Annotated in this window: 18 protein-coding genes and 1 pseudogene; 14 read left to right on the top strand and 5 right to left on the bottom strand. The window is 72.3% G+C overall.

Annotated features, from left to right (window positions below):
- The first annotated feature begins 147 nt into the window (after window positions 1-147).
- From HC362_RS31215 to HC362_RS31200, 4 genes are all read left to right on the top strand, one after another.
- Window positions 148-1,320 (top strand): FAD-binding oxidoreductase, encoded by a 1,173-nt coding sequence (locus tag HC362_RS31215; protein WP_243087650.1) that lies wholly within the window; start codon window positions 148-150, stop codon window positions 1,318-1,320.
- An 87-nt stretch (window positions 1,321-1,407) separates the two neighbouring features.
- Window positions 1,408-2,808, top strand: coding sequence for a VOC family protein (locus tag HC362_RS31210; RefSeq protein ID WP_243087648.1), 1,401 nt, complete (start codon window positions 1,408-1,410; stop codon window positions 2,806-2,808).
- 55 nt (window positions 2,809-2,863) lie between these two features.
- Window positions 2,864-4,393 (top strand): aldehyde dehydrogenase family protein, encoded by a 1,530-nt coding sequence (locus tag HC362_RS31205; RefSeq protein ID WP_243087646.1) that lies wholly within the window; start codon window positions 2,864-2,866, stop codon window positions 4,391-4,393.
- A gap of 99 nt (window positions 4,394-4,492) precedes the next feature.
- Window positions 4,493-4,861 carry a hypothetical protein gene (locus HC362_RS31200; protein ID WP_243087645.1) on the top strand — a complete coding sequence of 123 codons (369 nt, stop codon included), beginning with the start codon at window positions 4,493-4,495 and terminating at the stop codon, window positions 4,859-4,861.
- 96 nt (window positions 4,862-4,957) lie between these two features.
- Here HC362_RS31200 and HC362_RS31195 read toward each other — a convergent pair whose 3' ends face one another.
- On the bottom strand, window positions 4,958-5,803 hold the full coding sequence (locus HC362_RS31195; protein WP_243087643.1) for an NAD(P)H-binding protein: 846 nt from the start codon (window positions 5,801-5,803) through the stop codon (window positions 4,958-4,960).
- 83 nt (window positions 5,804-5,886) lie between these two features.
- Between HC362_RS31195 and HC362_RS31190 the strand changes: the two genes are divergently transcribed.
- The 4 genes from HC362_RS31190 to HC362_RS31175 all read left to right on the top strand — a co-directional run bounded on the left by HC362_RS31190 (window position 5,887) and on the right by HC362_RS31175 (window position 8,233).
- On the top strand, window positions 5,887-6,468 hold the full coding sequence (locus HC362_RS31190) for a TetR/AcrR family transcriptional regulator (protein ID WP_243087642.1): 582 nt from the start codon (window positions 5,887-5,889) through the stop codon (window positions 6,466-6,468).
- Between the two features lie 99 nt (window positions 6,469-6,567).
- Window positions 6,568-7,086, top strand: a complete 519-nt coding sequence (locus HC362_RS31185; protein ID WP_243087640.1) for a GNAT family N-acetyltransferase — start codon at window positions 6,568-6,570, stop codon at window positions 7,084-7,086.
- Between the two features lie 85 nt (window positions 7,087-7,171).
- Window positions 7,172-7,948 (top strand): SDR family oxidoreductase, encoded by a 777-nt coding sequence (locus HC362_RS31180; protein WP_243087638.1) that lies wholly within the window; start codon window positions 7,172-7,174, stop codon window positions 7,946-7,948.
- A gap of 126 nt (window positions 7,949-8,074) precedes the next feature.
- Entirely contained in the window at window positions 8,075-8,233 is a 159-nt protein-coding gene (locus HC362_RS31175) for a hypothetical protein (RefSeq protein WP_243087637.1), read from the top strand.
- Window positions 8,234-8,277: 44 nt separating this feature from the next.
- On the opposite strand, the gene HC362_RS31170 is transcribed toward HC362_RS31175, so the two are convergent.
- The gene (locus HC362_RS31170) at window positions 8,278-9,060 is read right to left on the bottom strand and encodes a DUF1990 family protein (RefSeq protein WP_243087636.1); all 783 of its coding nucleotides are present in this window, start codon (window positions 9,058-9,060) and stop codon (window positions 8,278-8,280) included.
- Between the two features lie 44 nt (window positions 9,061-9,104).
- Between HC362_RS31170 and HC362_RS31165 the strand changes: the two genes are divergently transcribed.
- From HC362_RS31165 to HC362_RS31140, 6 genes and pseudogenes are all read left to right on the top strand, one after another.
- Window positions 9,105-9,476, top strand: coding sequence for a hypothetical protein (locus HC362_RS31165; RefSeq protein WP_243087634.1), 372 nt, complete (start codon window positions 9,105-9,107; stop codon window positions 9,474-9,476).
- Window positions 9,466-10,188: a DUF1990 family protein gene (locus HC362_RS31160; RefSeq protein WP_243087631.1), complete on the top strand. Its 723-nt coding sequence runs from the start codon at window positions 9,466-9,468 to the stop codon at window positions 10,186-10,188. Before HC362_RS31165 ends, HC362_RS31160 begins: the two co-directional genes overlap by 11 nt.
- A 122-nt stretch (window positions 10,189-10,310) precedes the next feature.
- Window positions 10,311-11,225 (top strand): diiron oxygenase, encoded by a 915-nt coding sequence (locus HC362_RS31155; protein WP_243087629.1) that lies wholly within the window; start codon window positions 10,311-10,313, stop codon window positions 11,223-11,225.
- 87 nt (window positions 11,226-11,312) lie between these two features.
- A pseudogene (locus HC362_RS31150) lies at window positions 11,313-12,979 on the top strand (FAD-dependent oxidoreductase).
- 53 nt (window positions 12,980-13,032) lie between these two features.
- The gene (locus HC362_RS31145; protein ID WP_243087627.1) at window positions 13,033-13,482 is read left to right on the top strand and encodes an ASCH domain-containing protein; all 450 of its coding nucleotides are present in this window, start codon (window positions 13,033-13,035) and stop codon (window positions 13,480-13,482) included.
- A 318-nt stretch (window positions 13,483-13,800) separates the two neighbouring features.
- The gene (locus HC362_RS31140) at window positions 13,801-16,452 is read left to right on the top strand and encodes a SpoIIE family protein phosphatase (RefSeq protein ID WP_243087626.1); all 2,652 of its coding nucleotides are present in this window, start codon (window positions 13,801-13,803) and stop codon (window positions 16,450-16,452) included.
- A 42-nt stretch (window positions 16,453-16,494) separates the two neighbouring features.
- Here the strand turns inward: HC362_RS31140 and HC362_RS31135 are convergent, their stop codons facing one another.
- The 3 genes from HC362_RS31135 to HC362_RS31125 form a co-directional block, all read right to left on the bottom strand.
- Window positions 16,495-16,929: a TIGR03668 family PPOX class F420-dependent oxidoreductase gene (locus HC362_RS31135; RefSeq protein ID WP_243087624.1), complete on the bottom strand. Its 435-nt coding sequence runs from the start codon at window positions 16,927-16,929 to the stop codon at window positions 16,495-16,497.
- A gap of 16 nt (window positions 16,930-16,945) precedes the next feature.
- Window positions 16,946-17,770: an LLM class F420-dependent oxidoreductase gene (locus tag HC362_RS31130; protein WP_243087623.1), complete on the bottom strand. Its 825-nt coding sequence runs from the start codon at window positions 17,768-17,770 to the stop codon at window positions 16,946-16,948.
- Window positions 17,771-17,884: 114 nt separating this feature from the next.
- Window positions 17,885-18,505 carry an L-threonylcarbamoyladenylate synthase gene (locus tag HC362_RS31125; RefSeq protein WP_243087622.1) on the bottom strand — a complete coding sequence of 207 codons (621 nt, stop codon included), beginning with the start codon at window positions 18,503-18,505 and terminating at the stop codon, window positions 17,885-17,887.
- Window positions 18,506-18,550: the final 45 nt, after the last annotated feature.

Raw genomic sequence — 18,550 nt, 5'->3', positions numbered from 1 at the left:
TAACTGTTCATAGACGTCAACGGTTGGGCTGCTGCACGATGTGGGACAGACAGCTGATCAGCTACGCCACGCACTGACAGCCCCGCCGCTCCCTGGCCGGTCCGCCCTTCCGCCGCCGGGGACCGGCCGTTGGAAGGGATCGGCCTCATGCCCTCCTCCGCTTTCCGCACCGTGCCGCACTCCGCCGATGTCGTGATCATCGGCGGCGGGGTGATGGGTGCCAGCACCGCCTTCCACCTCGCCGAGGCCGGGGTGCGCGACATCGTCGTACTCGAACGCGGCGACCTGGGCCGTGGCAGCTCGGGCAAGCCGATCGGCGGCGTACGCGCCCAGTTCTCCGACCCGCTCAACATCGAACTGGGCCACCGCAGCCTGCACGCCTACCAGAACTTCCCCACCCGCCCGGGCGCCGACATCCGGCTCGAGTCCGTCGGCTATCTGTTCCTGCTCACCAGCGAGGATCAGCTGCGGGACTTCGAGACCAGCGTCGCAGTACAGAACAGTCTGGGTGTGCCCACCCGTATGACCGGCCCCGAGGAGGCACAGCGGTTGTGCCCCTACGTCAGCACCGACGGCCTCCTGGCCGCCGCCTACTCCCCCACCGACGGCCACGCCCGCCCGGGACTGGTCGTCCAGGGATACGCGAAGGCCGCCGCCGATGCCGGGGTCACCATCGCCACCCACACGCAGGTCACCGGCCTCGACACGGCGGGCGGCCGCGTGACCCGGGTGCACACCGATCACGGCGCCCTCTCCTGCCGCACCGTCGTCTGTACGGCGGGCGCCTGGTCCCGGCAGATCGGCGAGATGGCCGGAATCAGCCTGCCCGTCCGGCCCGTACGCCGCCAACTGGCCTTCACCGCACCGCTCGACCCGCCCGCGCCACGCATACCCTTCACCATCGACTTCGCCTCCAGCGCCTACTTCCACAACAGCGACGACGGGCTGCTGTTCGGGCTGGCCGACCCCGACCAGCCGGACGGCTTCGACACGACCTGGACCCCCGAATGGCTGGAGCTGTTCCGCGCCATGGCGCGCCGCCGCGCACCCGAACTCGCCGGCATGACCACCGTCGGCGGATGGGCGGGTCTGTACGAGAACACCCCGGACCACAACGCGCTGATCGGCCGCTCCGGCGACGTCGACAACTTCCTCTACGCCACGGGTTTCTCCGGCCACGGCTTCCTCCAGGCGCCGGCCGTGGGCGAGGTCATGCGCGACCTGTGTCTGGGACGCCGGCCGTTCGCCGACATCTCCCCGCTGAGCGCGGACCGGTTCCGTACCGGCGCCGAGGTCCGCCCGGAAGCCCACGTGGTGTGACCGAGCGTGCGGTCGCACCCCGAAGCGCGACGGGCAGTCGCACCCCGAAGCGAGGCGCCGTTGAACCCCGAAGCGAAAGGCCGAACCATGTCAACGCTCAGCCAGTGGCAGCTGCGGGCCGCCTTCGCCGCGCGGCTCTCCGGGATGTACGGGCGGGAAGTGCCCGCCTACACCACGCTGGTGGACGTCTCGCAAGAGGTCAACGAGGACGTCCTGCGCGCCCAGGGCGCCGACGCCGAACGGCTGGGCTCGATCAGCCGGGTGACCGCCGAGAGGCACGGCGCCATCCGCGTCGGCACGCCGCGGGAGCTGGGACAGGTCGCCCGGGTCTTCGCGGCGCTGGGGATGCATCCGGTCGGCTTCTACGATCTGCGCGAGGCGGCCGCCAGCGCGGTACCCGTCGTCTCGACCGCCTTCCGGCCGGTCGACGGCGACGAGCTGGCCCGCAACCCGTTCCGGGTCTTCACCTCCATGCTCACCCCGGCCGACCCCCGCTTCTTCGACCCCGGGCTGCGGGCCCGCCTGGAGAACTTCCTCGCCTCCCGTGAGCTCTTCCCCCCTGAGCTGCTCACGCTGGCCGACCGCGCCGCAGCCGACCGGGGACTCCCGCACGAGGAAGCCGAGCGCTTCCTCGAACTCGCCGTAGGCGCCTTCGAACTGTCCCCGGAACCGGTCGACAAGGCCTGGTACGAGACGCTGGAGCGCGTCTCCGCGGTCGCCGCCGACATCGGCGGGGTGCGCAGTACGCACATCAACCACCTCACGCCGCGCGTGCTGGACATCGACGAGCTGTACCGGCGGATGACCGAGCGCGGCATCGAGATGATCGACACCATCCAGGGCCCGCCCGCGTGGCGGGGGCCGGATGTCCTGCTGCGCCAGACCTCGTTCCGGGCACTGGCCGAACCCCGCGCGATGCGCACACCGGACGGCGACGTCGTCAGCGGCGCGCTGCGGGTGCGCTTCGGCGAGGTGGAGGCGCGCGGCATCGCCCTCACCCGCGCGGGCCGGGCCCTGTACGACAAGCTGCTCGCCCTGGTGGACGAGGAGAGCTCCCGAGCCGAGCCCGGCGCGTCCCGTGCCGAGGTCGCCCGCTCCGTCTGGGAGCGGCACATGCCCGCCACCGAGGAAGAGCTCGCCGCCCAGGGGCTGGCGTACTTCACCTATCAGGTGGCCGCCGACCGGCCCCGCGACGGCGGCCCCGTACCCGAGAGCGTCAGCGAGCTGGTACGGCGGGGGTGGGTGCGGGCCGAGCCCGTGGTCTACGAGGACTTCCTGCCCCGCTCGGCCGCCGGCATCTTCCAGTCCAACCTCACCTCCGAGGGCACCCGCCACAGCGAGCAGGAGGGGACGGCCTACGACGCCGGATGGCTCTCCGAGGCCATCGGACGCGAGGTGCTCGATCCCTTCGCGCTCTACGAGCAGGAGCAGCATCGCTCCCTCACCCGGGTGGCGCGCGAGCTGGGTGTCGACGGCTCCCTCATCTGAGCTCACCGTTCCGGAACCTGACCTCCGTCCGCCCCTCCTCTTCCTAAGGAGTCCCATGACCAGTACCGCCCTGCCCACCACGGACGAGCTGCGTACCCGCGCGCTGGCCGCCCTCGGCACGCTCGGCGTCGCCGTTCCCGAAGGCGACGACTTCTCCGCGCGGTCCCCGATCACCGGCGAGGACCTCTTCGGTCTGCGGGCCGCCACAGCCGCCGAGGCCGAGGCCGCGGTCGCCGAGGCCCGCGCCGCGTTCCTCACCTGGCGCACGACTCCGGCCCCACGCCGCGGGGAACTCGTACGCCGCCTGGGGGAACTGCTGCGCGAGCACAAGAGCGATCTGGCCGACCTCGTCACCATCGAGGCCGGCAAGATCCGGTCCGAGGCCCTGGGCGAGGTCCAGGAGATGATCGACATCTGCGACTTCGCCGTCGGTCTGTCCCGGCAGCTGTACGGCCGCACCATCGCCTCCGAACGTCCCGGCCACCGGCTCGCCGAGACCTGGCACCCGCTCGGCGTGGTCGGCGTCATCTCCGCCTTCAACTTCCCCGCGGCCGTCTGGTCGTGGAACACCGCCGTCGCTCTCGCCTGCGGCGACACGGTCGTGTGGAAGCCCTCCGAGCTGACTCCGCTGATCTCGCTGGCCTGCGACCGGCTGCTGGCACGTGCCGCCGAGGACGTCGGCGCGCCCCGCGAGGTGCACCGGCTGCTGCTCGGCGACCGGGCCGTCGGGGAAAGGCTGGTGGACGACCCCCGTGTCGCCCTCGTCAGCGCTACCGGCTCGACCCGTATGGGCCGCGAGGTCGGCCCCCGGGTGGCGGCCCGCTTCGGCCGCAGCCTGCTGGAGCTGGGCGGCAACAACGCCGCCATCGTCGCCCCCTCGGCCGACCTCGACCTCGCCGTCCAGGGCATCGTGTTCGCCGCCGCCGGCACCGCCGGACAGCGCTGTACGACGCTGCGCCGCCTCATCGTCCACCGCGACATCGCAGAGACCCTGACCGAACGGCTGACAGCCGCCTACCGCAAGCTTCCCATCGGCGACCCGTTCGACGAGAACACGCTGGTCGGCCCGCTCATCTCCGCCGGGGCGCTGGAGAAGATGAACAGCTCGCTGGCACGAGTCCAGGCGCAGGGCGGCAAGGTCCTGGCCGGCGGCAACCGGCGGCTGTCCGAGGCCGCCCCGCAGGCCGCCTACGCCGAGCCGGTGCTCGTCCGCGTCGACGAACAGACCGACGTCGTCAGGGAGGAGACCTTCGCGCCGATCCTCTACGTACTCACCTACGACACCCTGGAGGAGGCGATCGCGCTGCACAACGACGTGCCTCAGGGGCTGTCGTCCAGCATCTTCACCCGCGACCAGCAGGAAGCCGAGATCTTCCTCTCCGCCGCCGGCTCCGACTGCGGCATCGCCAACGTCAACATCGGCACCTCGGGAGCCGAGATCGGCGGCGCCTTCGGCGGGGAGAAGGACACCGGAGGCGGGCGCGAGTCGGGCTCCGACGCCTGGAAGGCGTACATGCGGTCGGCCACCAACACCATCAACTACTCCAGCGAGCTCTCCCTCGCCCAGAACGTCAGCTTCCTCTGACCCGGCGGCCGGACCGTCGTACGCGGGCCTCGCGCCTCAGGTCCGACGACCGGGACCGCGCCCCCTGGGCCAGGGGGCGCGGTCTGTACAGTCCCCCGCATGGCGACACCGGAACTGCGCGCGATCGAGTGGGACGGCACCCGTTGGGACGATCCCTCGGAGGACAAGCTGTACGACCTGCTGGCGGACATGAACCTGCGGTTTCGGTTCGTCATCGTGGAGCGGCCCCGCCGACAGCCCCTGGGCCAGCACTACATGCAGGTCCATCTCAACGACGACTTCAGCTACCAGGTGGAGTACCGCGAGGGCAGCGCCGAACGGCACTTCCAGGCCCACGTCCCCGCGCAGCCCCCGATCATCGGCTGTGAACCGGTGGCCAGGGTGCTCCAGGCCTGGGCCTTCGACCGGCCCGGCTGGCGCGAGGCCCTGCCCTGGTCCCGCTGGCAGGAGCCCTCGTCGGCGCCCTAGCCCTCTCCGGCGGTTGGTGCCCCGGGGGGCCTGCCCCGGGGTCCCCGCCCAGCCATCCCCCCGGCCTTTCCCCGGCCTTTCCCGCCCGGGCAGGACCTAGCGGAATGCCGGCACGTTGCGTCCGGCCCAGGCGCCGAACGAGCCCGCGGGGCGGCCGAGCACGCGCTCGATGTCGGGGCTGATCTCCTGCTCGGCCGGGAGCGGTGCACCGAGGATGTCCAGGGTGCCGCCGATGGCCTCCTCCGGCATGAACTGCGCCAGGTGCGCATGGGCTTCCTCCCGGGACAGCTCCACGAAGGCGACCTCCTCGCCCAGCGCCTCGGCGATGGCCTCGGTCTGGCGGCGCGGACTGATCGTCTCCGGGCCGGTCAGCTCGTACGTACGGCCCGCGTGACCGTCCTCGCACAGTGCGGCGGCGGCGATCTCCGCGATGTCCGCCGGATCGACGACCGGCAGCGCCACATCGGCGAACGGGGCGAAGACCGTGCGCTTGACGCGGACCGGCTCGGCCCAGGCGAACGCGTTGGAGGCAAAGCCGGCCGGACGCAGGACGGTGAACTCCAGCCCCGAGTCACGCACGGCAGCCTCGAACTCGCGCAGCCGAGCGTGCGAAGGAGCCTCCGGGCGGGTGCGGTTGATCTGGGACGAGACCAGGACCACCCGCCCGACCCCCGCGCTCCGCGCCACCTCCAGCAGCTCGCTCGCGGGCTCTCCCCGCATGTTCAGTTCGCCGCCCAGCAGGAGGAAGAGGGCGTCGGCGCCTTCGAGGACCGGCCGCATGCTCGCGGAGTCCCCGATGTCCGCCTGCGCGTACCGCACACCGGCCGGCGCCTCGGAAGGCCCGGGACGACGGGAGAGGGCCAGTGTCTCCTGACCGGCCGCGGCCAGCCGCTCCACCAGTGTCCGGCCGATGTTGCCGGTGGCTCCTGTCACAACGATCATTGCAACCCCCGAAGTGAGTTAGTTGACTGACTGAATGAGAAGACCGTAGCACGGCCGATGCGGTCCTGCCTATAGTTGGTTGGGTGACCAACTCAGCGAAGCCCAGGGCGCGGGCAGCCGACAAGCGCCGCCGGCTCACTGCCGCGGCGGCCCGGGTCCTGCACGAGCAGGGCGTCGAGCGCACCACACTCGCCGACATCGCAGGCGCCGCCGACGTCCCCGTGGGCAACGTCTACTACTACTTCAAGACCAAGGACGAGCTGGTCCAGGCGGCGCTGTCCGAGCACAGCACGCACCTGGCCGAACTCACCCAGCGGCTCGACCAGTTGCCCGACCCCCGGGCACGCCTCAAGGCCCTGGTCGAGGGCTGGGTCGAGCAGCGTGACATCGCCGCACGCCACGGCTGCCCCACCGGCACCCTGGCCGTCGAGCTCGACAAGCGCGCGGACGGAAACCTCGACACGGAAGCCGGTGCGGTGATCCGGCTGCTGCTGGACTGGGCGGCAACCCAGTTCCGCGCGCTGGGGCTGCCCGACGCGGACGACCACGCGGTCACCCTCGTCGGGGCCTACCAGGGCATGTCGCTGCTGGCCAACGCGCTGCGCGACCCGGAGATCATGACCCGCGAGGGAACCCGCCTCCTGCGCTGGCTCGACTCCCTGTAGTCGCGCATCACCGCCACCCCGTTCGCCGCCCGGAGCCCAACTGCAGTGCCCCCGCTCCGAGATGGAAGGCTGGGAACGGAACGGAACCCAGGGGGAAGAGTGCCCGCACTGCGCCAGGCCCACGTCCGCGACCACGGCACGATCGTCACGTGCGTACAGCGGTGGTGGGGCGACTCCCGCACACCGCAGCAGGCCCGTGAGCTGTCCCTGCTGCTGCCCAAGCTGTTCCTGCAGTTCTTCGCCGGCACCAGCCTGGTGCTGGAGGACGACACGGGCGTCAGGGGATTCCTCGTCGGCTTCCACGCCGCCGACAACGACCAGGAGGCCTACATCCACTTCGTGGGCGTGGACCCCGCGCTGCGGGGACAGGGCATGGCCCGCACGCTCTACACGGCGTTCTTCGAGCGTGCCGTCGAGGCAGGAAGGACCGAGGTGCGGGCGATCACCTCCCCGGCGAACGCCGGCTCCATCGCCTTCCACCGCGCGCTGGGCTTCACCCTCGAACCCGGGGACCGCGAGGTCGACGGACTGCCCGTGCACAGCGACTACGACGGTCCGGGGCAGCACCGCGTCTGCTTCCACAAGAAGCTCGACCCGCTCGCCCCTCCCGGCCGGTGAACCCGGGGCGGCTACCTGCCACGTCGCTCCGCACGCATAGCCTTTGCATGAGCAGACCGCCCATTCGCAGCATCCAGGAGCGTCGATGAGCACCACCGCGCACGCCACTTCGTCCCGCACCGCCGTCGTCACCGGCGCGAGCAGCGGCATCGGTGCCGCCACCGCCCGCCGGCTCGCGGCGTCCGGCTACCGGGTGGTGCTCACGGCGCGGCGCGCGGACCGCATCGCGGAGCTGGCCGCTCAGCTCAGCGACGCGGGGCACGAGGCCGAGGCGTACCCGCTGGATGTGACGGACCGCGCCGCTGTCGACGCGTTCGCCGAGCGGTTCGAGGCGCTGGACGTCCTGGTGAACAACGCGGGAGGCGCGCTGGGCGCCGACCCTGTCGCCACCGGGAACCCGGAGGAGTGGCGGCAGATGTACGAGACGAACGTGCTGGGGACCTTGCACGTCACCCAGGCCCTGCTGCCCGCGCTGACCGCGAGCGGGGACGGTACGGTCGTGGTGCTCTCCTCCACCGCCGGGCACGCCACGTACGAGGGCGGGGCCGGCTATGTCGCGGCGAAGCACGCCCAGCACGTCCTCGCGGAGACGCTGCGGCTGGAGGTCGTCGGCGAACCGGTGCGGGTGATCGAGATCGCCCCCGGGATGGTCAGGACCGAGGAGTTCGCGCTGACCCGCTTCCACGGCAACGAGGAGAAGGCGGCGAAGGTGTACGCGGGCGTGGCCGAGCCGCTGACCGCCGACGATGTCGCGGACACCATCGCGTGGACCGTCACCCGCCCCAGCCACGTCAACGTCGACCTGCTGGTCGTCCGGCCCCGTGCGCAGGCGTCCAACACCAAGGTGCACCGGGAGCCGTGACGAGCGGCCCCCGGCGGACGAGCCCTCGCCGGGTGCTCACCCCGCCGGGGGCGGCGCCCCCAGCCGGAGCATGACCTTGCCTCATCGGCCGCGTTCGCCATCCAGCACGCGAAGATCTTCGAGGCGGTGGTCAGCGGCGACACGGACCGCGCCCGAACGGCCATGCGCGCCCAGCTGCGCACCGTCTTCAGCGACATCGAGGGCAGCCGCGCCCACTCTCCGCAGCCGTTCGCCGGCGATCCGACGGCCGTCCCGGTGCGGCGCAGCGTCGCGGTGCGGGAGTAGAGCCGGATGCGCTGAGGGGGAGCCCCTGATCGACTGGGGCCCTACTAGCAGTGCTCGGCCGCCTCGCAAGCCTCCGGCGGGATGCGGCGGGTCTCGATGGAGACACCCCCTCGCGGGCGGCCGCCGGCGAGTGCCGCCGCGCCGAGGGCGAAGTGGACCCACATGTTGAACTGGATCTCCTTGGCCACCCGCAGCCGGCTGTAGAGCAGGTCGGCCCACCGGTCACCGGCGCGGGACCATGCCTCGACCGAGAACCGCAGCCCCTCCCCGTCGTCGTGGGCCGCGAACTGGATCTGCCCCGCTTCCAGGTGACCGTGCAGCGTGCCCAGCCGGATCGTGACCGGGTCGCGGTGGAGCACCCGGACGGGGCCGTCCCAGGGGCCGGGCATCTGTACGCGGTACTCGTCGCCCACCCACGCGGGCGCGCCGTCACCCAGCGTCTTGTGGAAGACGGCGACGGTCGAGGGAGCGGGCCGGTTCAGGTCGGCCGCCATGGCGTCGATCAGCGCCTCGGGGGTCGCCCGCGCGTCCTGGACCAGGACGCTGAAGCGGCGGTGGAACATCGGCCCCACCCCGTCGGCGAGCCGCTTGGTGAGCTCGTCGACGAGCTCGGCGGGCAGCGGCGGCGGCAGATCGCCGTCGTCCCCCTCCGCCTCGGTGCGGTGCAGCGCGGTCACCCGCCACATGTACTCCCAGGAGACCAGTACGACGCCCACCGGGAAGCGCAGCAGCGTACCGAGCCGCCGCCCCGGCGACGGCTTGCCGGGCTGCCGTGCGGACGAGTCGTCAGTGCCGGTCCGGGCCGGGGCGAACGCTCCGAGACGCATCTGACGATGTAGGAACATACCACCTATGACACCATGAATAGGACATGAGCGCGTATCGAGGTTGTCTGCGCCATCCCAGCCCCCAGGAGGTCGGCGTGCTGCTCGAAAAGCTGATGTACCGGATCGGGCTTCGCGGAACGCATCTGCAACTGGCGTCCATGGGCTCCGTCGGTCTCTGCATCGTCTTCTGGATGCGCGCCGCCGGCGTCGACCAGGACGAACGCGGCAACGCCGAGCGCCGCGCCCTGTTCGTCGGCCTGTGGGCGCCCCAGCTGTGGCTGATGGGGCAGGGGCTGGGGGGATACGAACAGACCCGGCGCTGCCGGCCGGGAATCAAGCGGCTCCGGGAAGCCGGCGAGCGGCGCCTCGGGCGGGGCGGCACGCGCTCCCGCCCCGGCAGCACCCATGCTGCGTGACCGGCGGCTGTACCGTGCACCGGCCGTGGCCGCGCTGCACTCCCTGTCCGACCGCAAGGTCAACTACGGCCCTCCGACCGGGAACCGCCTGCCCACCTGGAACTCACGCTGGCACATCGACTCGCTCTGCCAGCCGCTGGCCCACGAGCCGGCCGGTGACCCGGTGCGGGGCGGGGCCTGGGACATCGCCTGCCGCCTGGTGCGCGACTACCAGTTCGCCGAGCCGGGAATCCTGCGCGCGCTCTACCGCACCGACACCCCGCTACTGGGCCGGGACATGCTCCTGGAGGGCAGGTTCGCCGGGCTCCGCTTCGACATGGGCGTACGGGTGACCTCCGTGATCGATGAGACGGACGGCAGCGGCGAGACCGCTTCGCGCGTATGGGGGTGGGCCTACCGGACCCTGCAGGGCCATCTCGAACAGGGCGAACTCACCTACAAGGTCGTCAAGCGGCTGCGGACCGGAGCCGTGGAGTTCCGCATCACCGGCTACTCGCGGCGGGCGCCGATGTTCAACCCCGTCATCCGGACCGGGTTCGCGCTGTTCGGCCGCTGGACGCAGCACCGCTTCTACCGGGAGAGCGCACAGCGGCTGCGGCAACTGCTGCACGCGGAGCTCCAGGGCGCTCCCCCGCTGACCGCGGTGACGCTCCCGGGCCACGACAACATCGCGCTCGCTCCTTCTCCAGCGACGCTCCTTACTGGAGGGTAGGCACGGCATTTCCCTTGTTATACAGTCCGTCTAACAAGAGGCTCCGGGGCGCCTCCTGGGGCGCCTCAGCACGCCGACGGCCAGCAGGGAACGGCCCGCTATCCGAACCGAGGAGTCGCAGCATGGCAAGCAGCACCACCCGGCCGGGAATTCCGCACGGCACCGAGGAAGACGGCATCGCCCGGCGTCTGTTGGACTCCTCCGCGACGCTGTCGTACGACCCGCGGACCGAAGTCGACTGGGACACCCCGCTGGACAAGGACTTCCACGGCACCAGCCCGGAGTGGAGCACCCTGTTCGGCACCTCGTACTGGGCCGAGCTGACCGACGCGCAGCGCAAGGAGCTCACCCGCCAGGAGGCCGCCTCGGTGGCCGGCACGGGGATCTGGTTCGAGATGATCCTGCAGCAGATGATCCTGCGCGACGTCTACGCGAAGGACCCGTCGCAGGAGACCGTCCAGTGGGCGCTCACGGAGATCGCCGACGAGTGCCGGCACTCGATCATGTTCGCCCGCGGCGCCAAGAAGCTGGGGGCGCCCGCCTACCAGCCGCGCCGGGTCGCCCGGGAACTGGGCAGGGCCTTCAAGACGCTCGCGTTCGGCGAGGCCGCCTACGCCGCGATCCTGGTCGCCGAGGAGGTCCTCGATGTGATGCAGCGGGACTGGATGCGGGACCAGCGGGTCGTGCCGTTCGTCCGTACGATCAACAACATCCATGTCGTGGAGGAGTCGCGGCACATGAAGTTCGCCCGCGACGAGACCCGCAAACGGCTGGCCAAGGCGGGATGGCTGCGCCGTCAGATCAACGCCTTCGTGATCGCCGTCGCCTCCTACGTCATCGTCACCAGCATGGTGCACAAGAAGGTGTACGCCAACGCCGGGCTGGACGAACAGCGCGCGATCGCCGAGGCGCGGGCCAACGAGCACCACAAGTCGATGCTGCGTTCGAGCTGCGCGGGCCTGATGGAGTTCCTCGCCTCGGCCCGGCTGCTGACCAGGCCGGCGCTCGTCTTCTACAAGCGGGCCCACCTGATCTGACGCGCCCGTCCCTCCGGCACGCCGTCCCGCGCCCCTGCTTTCTGCGTCCCCCAGCACCCGCCGCCCGCCGCTCACGGAACTGGTCCCATGACGTACGCCATCAGCCAGAACTGCTGCAACGACGCCACCTGTGTGTCCGTCTGCCCGGTCAACTGCATCCACCCCGCCCCCGGCGAGCGGGACTTCGGCAGCACCGAGATGCTCTACATCGACCCCGAGACGTGCATCGACTGCGGCGCCTGCGCCGACGCCTGCCCGGTCGACGCCGTCTTCCCCGTCGACAGCCTCACCGGCCCGCAGCGCGTATACGCCGAGATCAACGCCGCCTACTACGCGGACTCCCCCAGGCCGCGCCCCGACACCGGCAGCCCGGTCTTCCACGCCTGGAGCGCGCCGGCCTTCACCCGTACCCTGCCCGCCGACTTCACCGCGCCGCGGGTGGCCGTCGTCGGCACCGGTCCTGCCGGTATGTACGCGGCCGAGGACCTGCTGCTGCACACCGCCGCCGAGGTGACCCTGCTGGACCGGCTCCCGGTGGCGGGCGGGCTCATCCGGTACGGCGTGGCACCGGACCACCCGGCGACCAAGAAGATCGGTGACGCCTTCGCCCGGTTCCACGACCACCCGCGTGTGCGGAGCTGCTGGGCGTGCACGTGGGCGAGGACATCACGGCCGAGGAGCTGGCCGCCCACCACGATGCCGTCATCTACGCGGTGGGCGCCCCCGGCGACCGGCGGCTGGACGTCCCCGGCGAGGAGTCGGCCGGCGCGATCGCCGCGACCACCTTCGTGGCCTGGTACAACGCCCACCCGGATGTCCCGGCGGACGCCGTCGACCTGTCGGCATCGCGGGTCGTGGTGGTCGGAACCGGCAACGTCGCCCTCGACGTGGCCCGCATCCTGCTGACGGACCCCGAGGAGCTGGCCGGGACGGACATCGCGGACCACGCGCTCGCCGCCCTGCGGACGAGCGCCGTCCGGGAAGTCGTGCTGCTGGGCCGCAGAGGGCCCCAGGACGCCGCCTGCACCCGACCCGAACTCCTCGCCCTGACCCAGCTGCCCGGAGTGGAACAGGTCATCGACGACCACGACCCGCGTACCGGCGCGGCGATCGACGCCGCGGGTCCGCAGGACAAGGCAGCGCTGCTGCGGGACCTCCCGCGCGCACAAGTCGACTACTCCCGGCCGCCGACCGCGGCGGCCCGGCGGCTGGTCTTCCGCTTCCACTCCGCTCCCGTGCGGATGCGCGGCGGCACGGGCGGGACGGCTGCCGGCCTCGAGACCGTACGCGTCACCGGGAGCGCCGGGGAGCTCGACATCCGGGCCGGGTTGCTGCTGAGGGCCGTCGGCTACCGCGGCGCACCCGTTCCCGGGCTGCCGTTCGACGAGGAGAGCGGCACCGTCCCGCACCTGGGCGGCCGGGTGACCGGCCGCCCGGGCACCTATGTGGTGGGCTGGATCAAGCGCGGCCCCTCCGGTGGCATCGGCGCCAACCGGGCCTGCGCCGCCGAGACCGTCGCCACGCTGCTGAGCGACGCCGCCGAGGGCTCGCTCCCGGAGCCCGCCCACTCGGGGAAGGCGTTCCGGCGCCTGGCGCGCCGCCGCAGCCGGCACCTGGTCGACGCACGCGGAATGGCCGCGATCGACCGCGCCGAGCGGTCCCGCGGCAGCCGGACCGGCCGGCCGCGGGCCAAGCTGGCCACCGTCCCCGAACTGGTGGCCGCCTCCAAGTCCCGCCCGCCCCTCCCCCGCTGACCCGCCGAACGCGCGTGCGGATGACGGCCGCCCGGGCCGTAGGCTGGTGCGCCATGACGCACGAACCGGGTCTCGACGCACTGCCCCGGGAGGAGTTCGCCTTCCCCGGACCGCTCCGCGACCGGCTGGTGGCGGCGATCCTCGACGGCAGGAAGACCGCCACCACGGGCCTGCTGAGGGCGTACGAGGTCGAGGAGGAGCCGCTTCCCGAGGTGGGCCGACGCGCCGTCGTGGTGAACTCCGAAGAGCGACCGGTCGCCGTCATCGAGGTGGTGGCGGTACGCGTCGTACCGCTGGGCGAGGTCGACACCGCGCACGCGGTGGACGAGGGCGAGGGGCACACCACGCTCGCGGAGTGGCGTGCGGCGCACGAGCGGTTCTGGCACGGCGATGAACTGCGCCGCCTGCTGGGCGATCCCTCCTTCACCGTGAAGGACTCCACCCCGGTGGTCCTGGAGCGGTTTCGGCTGGAGCGGGATCTCAGGCCACAAGCCGCACGCTGAGCAGTCGACAGGGGCGGCCCGCTCGTGCGCCGTCGTCGCTCACCCGTCACCACACGTCTGACCGCCCGGGAGGCTCCGGCGCGCCACGGCGGGTGAGGCCCTGCTGCGCGCCGCGGACGACGGCCGTCCAACGCCGTGCTCCAGGTCGAATACGAAAAGGCCGCCGGAGAGTTGGCCGGCAACGGCACCGCCGCGGCCCTGAAGCTCAATCATGCCCGCCGCGCCCCTCACTCCGCTGGCGGAGGCGGGCGGACCGGTGGGCGGTACGGGCGTGGCGAGCACGGCCGGGTGCGGGGCCTCTGGAGCAGACTGGAGCCCATGGGCAACCTCAGCTCGCCGGGACCGCCGAGGCCGCCGCACGCGCCTGTGCGGCGCTTCCCCGCGCAGCCGGAGAGCGTGGCGGAGGCCCGCCGGAACGCGCGGGCCGAATTGGCGGGGGCGCCGCAGGAACTGGCGGAGACCGCCGAACTGCTGCTCAGCGAGCTGGCGACCAACGCGGTGCTGCACGCACGCACCGAGTTCGAGGTCTCCGTCAGCCGGTCGGGCGACACGGTCCGGGTGCAGGTCAGCGATCGCCTGCCCGCCCGCGGGCTGGTGCCGCAGGAGCGCCGCCCGGACCCCGGCACGGGGCTGGGCCTGGTCCTGGTGGAGGAGCTCGCGGCGCGGTACGGAACCGAGACGGGCGAGGAACGCAAGACCGTGTGGTTCGAGCTGGGGCCGGACGGTTCGGCCTCGCCGCCCTCCGGCTGGGCGAACGCCGAGCCGCCCTCCGGCCCGCTCGACACGGTGACGCTGGTGGACATGCCGGATGCGCTGTACACCGCCGCCGGGTACCGCCGCAACGCGCTGCTGCGCGAGCTGACGCTGGCCGCGGCCGGCGGTGACGGGATCAGTGTGCGGCCGCAGGATCTGGCGACGGCCCACGACATGAGCAATGTGCTCACCGCCTGTGTGGCGGCCGCTCGCCGGACGCAGCCCTCGGAGGGGAACATCCGCTCCCTCCGGGTGTCCGTACCGGCGGACGCCGCACCCGCGCTGTTCACGCTGCGCCGGGTACTCGAGATGGCCGAGGAGGCGGCCGGGGACGAGCGGCTCCTCACCCGGCCGTCCCTCCCGCAGAACCGCGTCTTCCACCAGTGGCTGTTCGACCAGATCACCAGCCAGCTCTCCGGTGGGAAGCCCACCGCGTGGACGGTGGTCCCCCGCGAGCCGGGGGCCAGCCCGTCGGAGCTGGCCTCGTGGGACCCCCGCCAGGTGCGGGACAGCAGGGTCCCGACGATCGCAGCCGACGAGGAGGACCGGATCGTGGCGGCCAACGACCCGGCCGCCGACCTTCTCGGCTGGCAGGAGGACGACCTCCTCGGCCAACCGCTGACGGTGCTCATCCCGGAGCACCTGCGACAGCGCCATGTCTCGGCGTTCACCTCTCTCCAGCTCACCGGCCGGCCCCGGATCCTGGGTCGCTCCGTCCCCCTTCCCGCGCTGCACCGCGACGGCCGGCAGATCCCCGTCCGCCTGCTCATCCAGACCCAGGAGACGGCGGACGGGCGTACGGTGTTCGTCGCCCAGCTCACCCCCCGCGCGGTCGACCCGTCGGAGCGCAAACCCCGCAAGGAACGAGCGGCGCCCCAGGCGGAGCCGGACGAGCAGTACGAGCCCGGGACCCAGCTCCTGGAGCCGTCCGGGGTGACGAGCGGCGGCGAGACAGATGTGACGGCGCTGGAGCGGCTGTCCCTGCTGACGGACACCCGCAGTGCGCTCAGCGGCTCCCCGGACCTGACCGAGGGGCTGCAGCACGTGTGCCGCGTCCTGACCCGGCGGCTGGCGGACTGGTGTGTGCTGGACCTGCTGGACGAGCGTGGCCACGTCGACCGGGTCAGCGTCGCCCACCGCGAACCCTGGCGGATGACCCCCGATGTGCGCGAGGGGCGGCTGCCTCCGGTGTCCGAGGCGGCGCGCGGGCCGCTGGCCCGGGTGCTGCGCGGCGCCGGCCCGCTGCTCCTCACCGAGATCCCGGCGGTCAACCAGGCGCACCCACTGGACGCCCGCCATCTGGAGCTGTTCGAACAGCTGGGGGGAACCAGCGCCGTTGTGGCCCCGCTGCGGGTCCGGCGGGAAGTGCTCGGCGCGCTGACCGTGGCCCGCGGCGAAGGGCGAAGGCCGTTCACCGAGAAGGACCTCCCACTCGTCGACGACCTGGTGCGCAACCTCGCACTCGGTGTCGACAACGTCCGCCTCTACCAGGAGACCCGGGACATCGCCGAGCGTCTCCAGCACTCGCTGCTTCCCGTGCTGCCGGAGAGCGAGCACCTCCAGGTGGCAGCGCGCTACGCGTCGTCCTCCACCACCGCTCAGGTCGGCGGCGACTGGTACGACTGCTTCCTGGTACCCGGCGGCGAGACCGCGCTGGTCATCGGGGATGTGGCCGGTCACGACCTGGAGGCGGCCGTGGCCATGAGCCAGCTGCGCAGCATGCTGCGGGGTATCGCCGTCGACCGCAGGGAGCCCCCCGAGGTGGTGTTGCGCCGGCTGGACCTGGCCAACCACAGCCTGTACCGCGAAGCCACCGCCACCTGCGTCTACGCCCTCGTCAAAGGCCCGGAGCAGGGCCCATGGGAACTGCGGCACTCCTCGGCCGGGCACCCGCCGCCGCTGTTGACGACCGAGGACGGGGACACCCGGTATCTCGACGAGGGCGCCGGGCTGCTCCTGGGCATGGACCCGCAACTGCCCCGACGCGGCGCCAGGACTCCGCTGCCCGCGCGTTCGACCGTGCTGCTGTACACCGACGGCCTCGTCGAACGCCGGGGCGCTTCGCTCGACAAGGGGCTGGCGCTGCTCCGCAGGCACACGGCGGAGCTGGCACGCGAACCCCTGGACGTCTTCTGCGACGAACTCCTCATCGGACTGGGCGCCGACAGCGACGACGACATCGCGATCCTCGCCGTCCGCCCCACGCCGTCGTCCTGAACGGCCGCAAGGCGCCCGGCGGTCGTGTCGGCGCCGGAGGTGTCAGCCGGTGGCCTGCCAGCCGGTCCAGCGCGCCACGGCGATCTCCACGACGGGCCCCGCGGGCGGGTTGCCGCCGTACTGCTGCCGGTACTTGTCCCCCAGGCGGCGCACATGCCCGGCGGAGGCGGCCGACGCGTCAGCGGGCGGCAGCACCGTTGCCGTGCCGTCGGCACGCGCCCACCACAGCAGGTCCCAGTCCTCGTCGTAGTGGTCGGCCAGCAGGCTGACCCGGGGGTCGGCCTCGATGTTGGCCAGCCGTTTCAGCCGGGAGGTCCGCTTCGGCTTGTGGTCGACGGCGAACGCCACGGTGTCGCCGCGCACCGTGAACACCACGGGAACCAGGTGCGGGTGGCCGGAGCCGTCGACCGTCGCGAGGTGGGCGAGGCGGGCCCCGGCGAACCGCCGGCGCGCCTCCTCGCCCGTCATTCCCGGCACGGCTGCTCCCGGCCGCTCAGCTGAAGCGCCCGGCCACGTCGGCGAGCCGGTCGAGGTATGCGAGGGTGTCGGCCTCCGGCATGGTCGGCAGGTAGAACAGCAGCCGCTCCACGTCGAGCCGGGTGTACTCCTCGATGACCTCCGGCTTCTTCGAGACCGCGTAGACGGTCACCGGTACGTCCCGGCCCGCGACGGCGCGCATCCGCTCGATCTGCGGGCCCAGTTCCCCGGGCGGGACGCTGTTGGCGAGCCAGGCGTCGCCGAGCGCCGCCACGCGGTGGAAGGCGCCCTCGCCGCCTCCCACGTAGACGGGCGGGTGCGGCCGCTGGACCGGCTTCGGCCACGAGTAGACGGGATCGAAGTCCACGAACTCCCCGTGGAACTCGGCCTCGTCCGCCGTCCACAGCTCGCGGATCGCCCGCAGCCGCTCGTCCACCAGGCGTCCCCTGGTGCGCGGGTCGGTGCCGTGGTTCTCCATCTCCTCCCGGTTCCAGCCGACGCCGACCCCGAAGACGGCCCGTCCGCCGGAGACCAGGTCGAGGGAGGCCACCGCCTTGGCCGTGGTGATCGGATCGCGCTGGGCCACCAGTGCGACGCCGGTGCCCAGCAGCAGCCGTTCGGTGACCGAGGCGGCCGCGCTGAGCGCGACGAACGGGTCGAGGGTGCGGTAGTAGACGTCCGGCAGGTCCCCGCCGCCCGGGTAGGGCGTGCGGCGGGCCACCGGGATGTGGGTGTGCTCGGCGATCAGCAGGGAGTCCAGGCCGCGCTCCTCGACGGCGCGCCCCAGCGCGGCGGGCCCGATGCCCTGGTCGGTGATGAAGGTCGAGACACCGAACTTCACTGCTGCTCCTTCGTTCCGGGGTGGGTGCGGGGCTCTTCCCGGTTCGTCCGGCGGCCCCTGCCGGGGTACCCGGCCGCGGTCCGGTGCAACACTCCCCGCGCCCGTTCGGCGTACCTACGCGAAGCGCGCGGTGTCGCCGGCCCCGGTGCGGACGATCTCGGCGGTGCCCGAGGAGAAGTCCACCACCGTGGTCGGCTCGGTGCCGCAGTCACCCGAGTCGACCACGGCATCCACCACGTGGTCGAGCCGCTCCTTGATCTCCCAGCCCTGCGTCATCGGCTCCTCCTCGTCCGGCAGGAGAAGGGTGCTGGAGAGCAGCGGCTCACCGAGTTCCGTCAGCAGGGCCTGCGCCACGACGTGGTCGGGGATGCGCACTCCGACCGTCTTCTTCTTCGGGTGCAGCAGCTTGCGGGGCACCTCCTTGGTCGCGGGGAGGATGAAGGTGTAGCGGCCGGGGGTGGCCGCCTTGATCGCGCGGAACACATCGTTGTCGACGTGCACGAACTGCCCGAGCTGCGCGAAGTTCTGGCATACGAGGGTGAAGTGGTGCCGCTCGTCGAGGTTGCGGATGGTGCGGATGCGGGACATGCCGTCCCGGCTGCCCAGTCGGCACCCCAGAGCGAAACAGGAGTCGGTCGGATACGCGATCAGCGCGTCTGCGCGGATGCTGTCGACCACGGTGCTGATGGTGCGGCGCTGCGGGTTCTCGGGGTGCACGTCGAAGTACTTGGCCATCCGCCGAGCGTAAACCGCTCCTTGCCGTCCGCGGGAACGGGCCGG

Source organism: Streptomyces sp. 891-h, from assembly GCF_022760275.1.
Taxonomy (GTDB): Bacteria; Actinomycetota; Actinomycetes; order Streptomycetales; family Streptomycetaceae; genus Streptomyces; species Streptomyces spirodelae.
This window is presented reverse-complemented; position numbering and strand designations above follow the sequence as displayed.

What these genes read in the sequence shown, in the direction of transcription:
- HC362_RS31210 (WP_243087648.1), top strand. Translation starts at nt 1,408, where the DNA reads ATGTCAACGCTCAGCCAGTGGCAGCTGCGGGCCGCCTTCGCCGCGCGG.
- HC362_RS31205 (WP_243087646.1), top strand. Translation starts at nt 2,864, where the DNA reads ATGACCAGTACCGCCCTGCCCACCACGGACGAGCTGCGTACCCGCGCG.
- HC362_RS31180 (WP_243087638.1), top strand. Translation starts at nt 7,172, where the DNA reads ATGAGCACCACCGCGCACGCCACTTCGTCCCGCACCGCCGTCGTCACC.
- HC362_RS31160 (WP_243087631.1), top strand. Translation starts at nt 9,466, where the DNA reads ATGCTGCGTGACCGGCGGCTGTACCGTGCACCGGCCGTGGCCGCGCTG.
- HC362_RS31195 (WP_243087643.1), bottom strand. Translation starts at nt 5,803, where the DNA reads ATGATCGTTGTGACAGGAGCCACCGGCAACATCGGCCGGACACTGGTG.
- HC362_RS31215 (WP_243087650.1), top strand. Translation starts at nt 148, where the DNA reads ATGCCCTCCTCCGCTTTCCGCACCGTGCCGCACTCCGCCGATGTCGTG.
- HC362_RS31170 (WP_243087636.1), bottom strand. Translation starts at nt 9,060, where the DNA reads ATGCGTCTCGGAGCGTTCGCCCCGGCCCGGACCGGCACTGACGACTCG.
- HC362_RS31200 (WP_243087645.1), top strand. Translation starts at nt 4,493, where the DNA reads ATGGCGACACCGGAACTGCGCGCGATCGAGTGGGACGGCACCCGTTGG.
- HC362_RS31165 (WP_243087634.1), top strand. Translation starts at nt 9,105, where the DNA reads ATGAGCGCGTATCGAGGTTGTCTGCGCCATCCCAGCCCCCAGGAGGTC.
- HC362_RS31125 (WP_243087622.1), bottom strand. Translation starts at nt 18,505, where the DNA reads ATGGCCAAGTACTTCGACGTGCACCCCGAGAACCCGCAGCGCCGCACC.
- HC362_RS31155 (WP_243087629.1), top strand. Translation starts at nt 10,311, where the DNA reads ATGGCAAGCAGCACCACCCGGCCGGGAATTCCGCACGGCACCGAGGAA.
- HC362_RS31140 (WP_243087626.1), top strand. Translation starts at nt 13,801, where the DNA reads ATGGGCAACCTCAGCTCGCCGGGACCGCCGAGGCCGCCGCACGCGCCT.
- HC362_RS31145 (WP_243087627.1), top strand. Translation starts at nt 13,033, where the DNA reads ATGACGCACGAACCGGGTCTCGACGCACTGCCCCGGGAGGAGTTCGCC.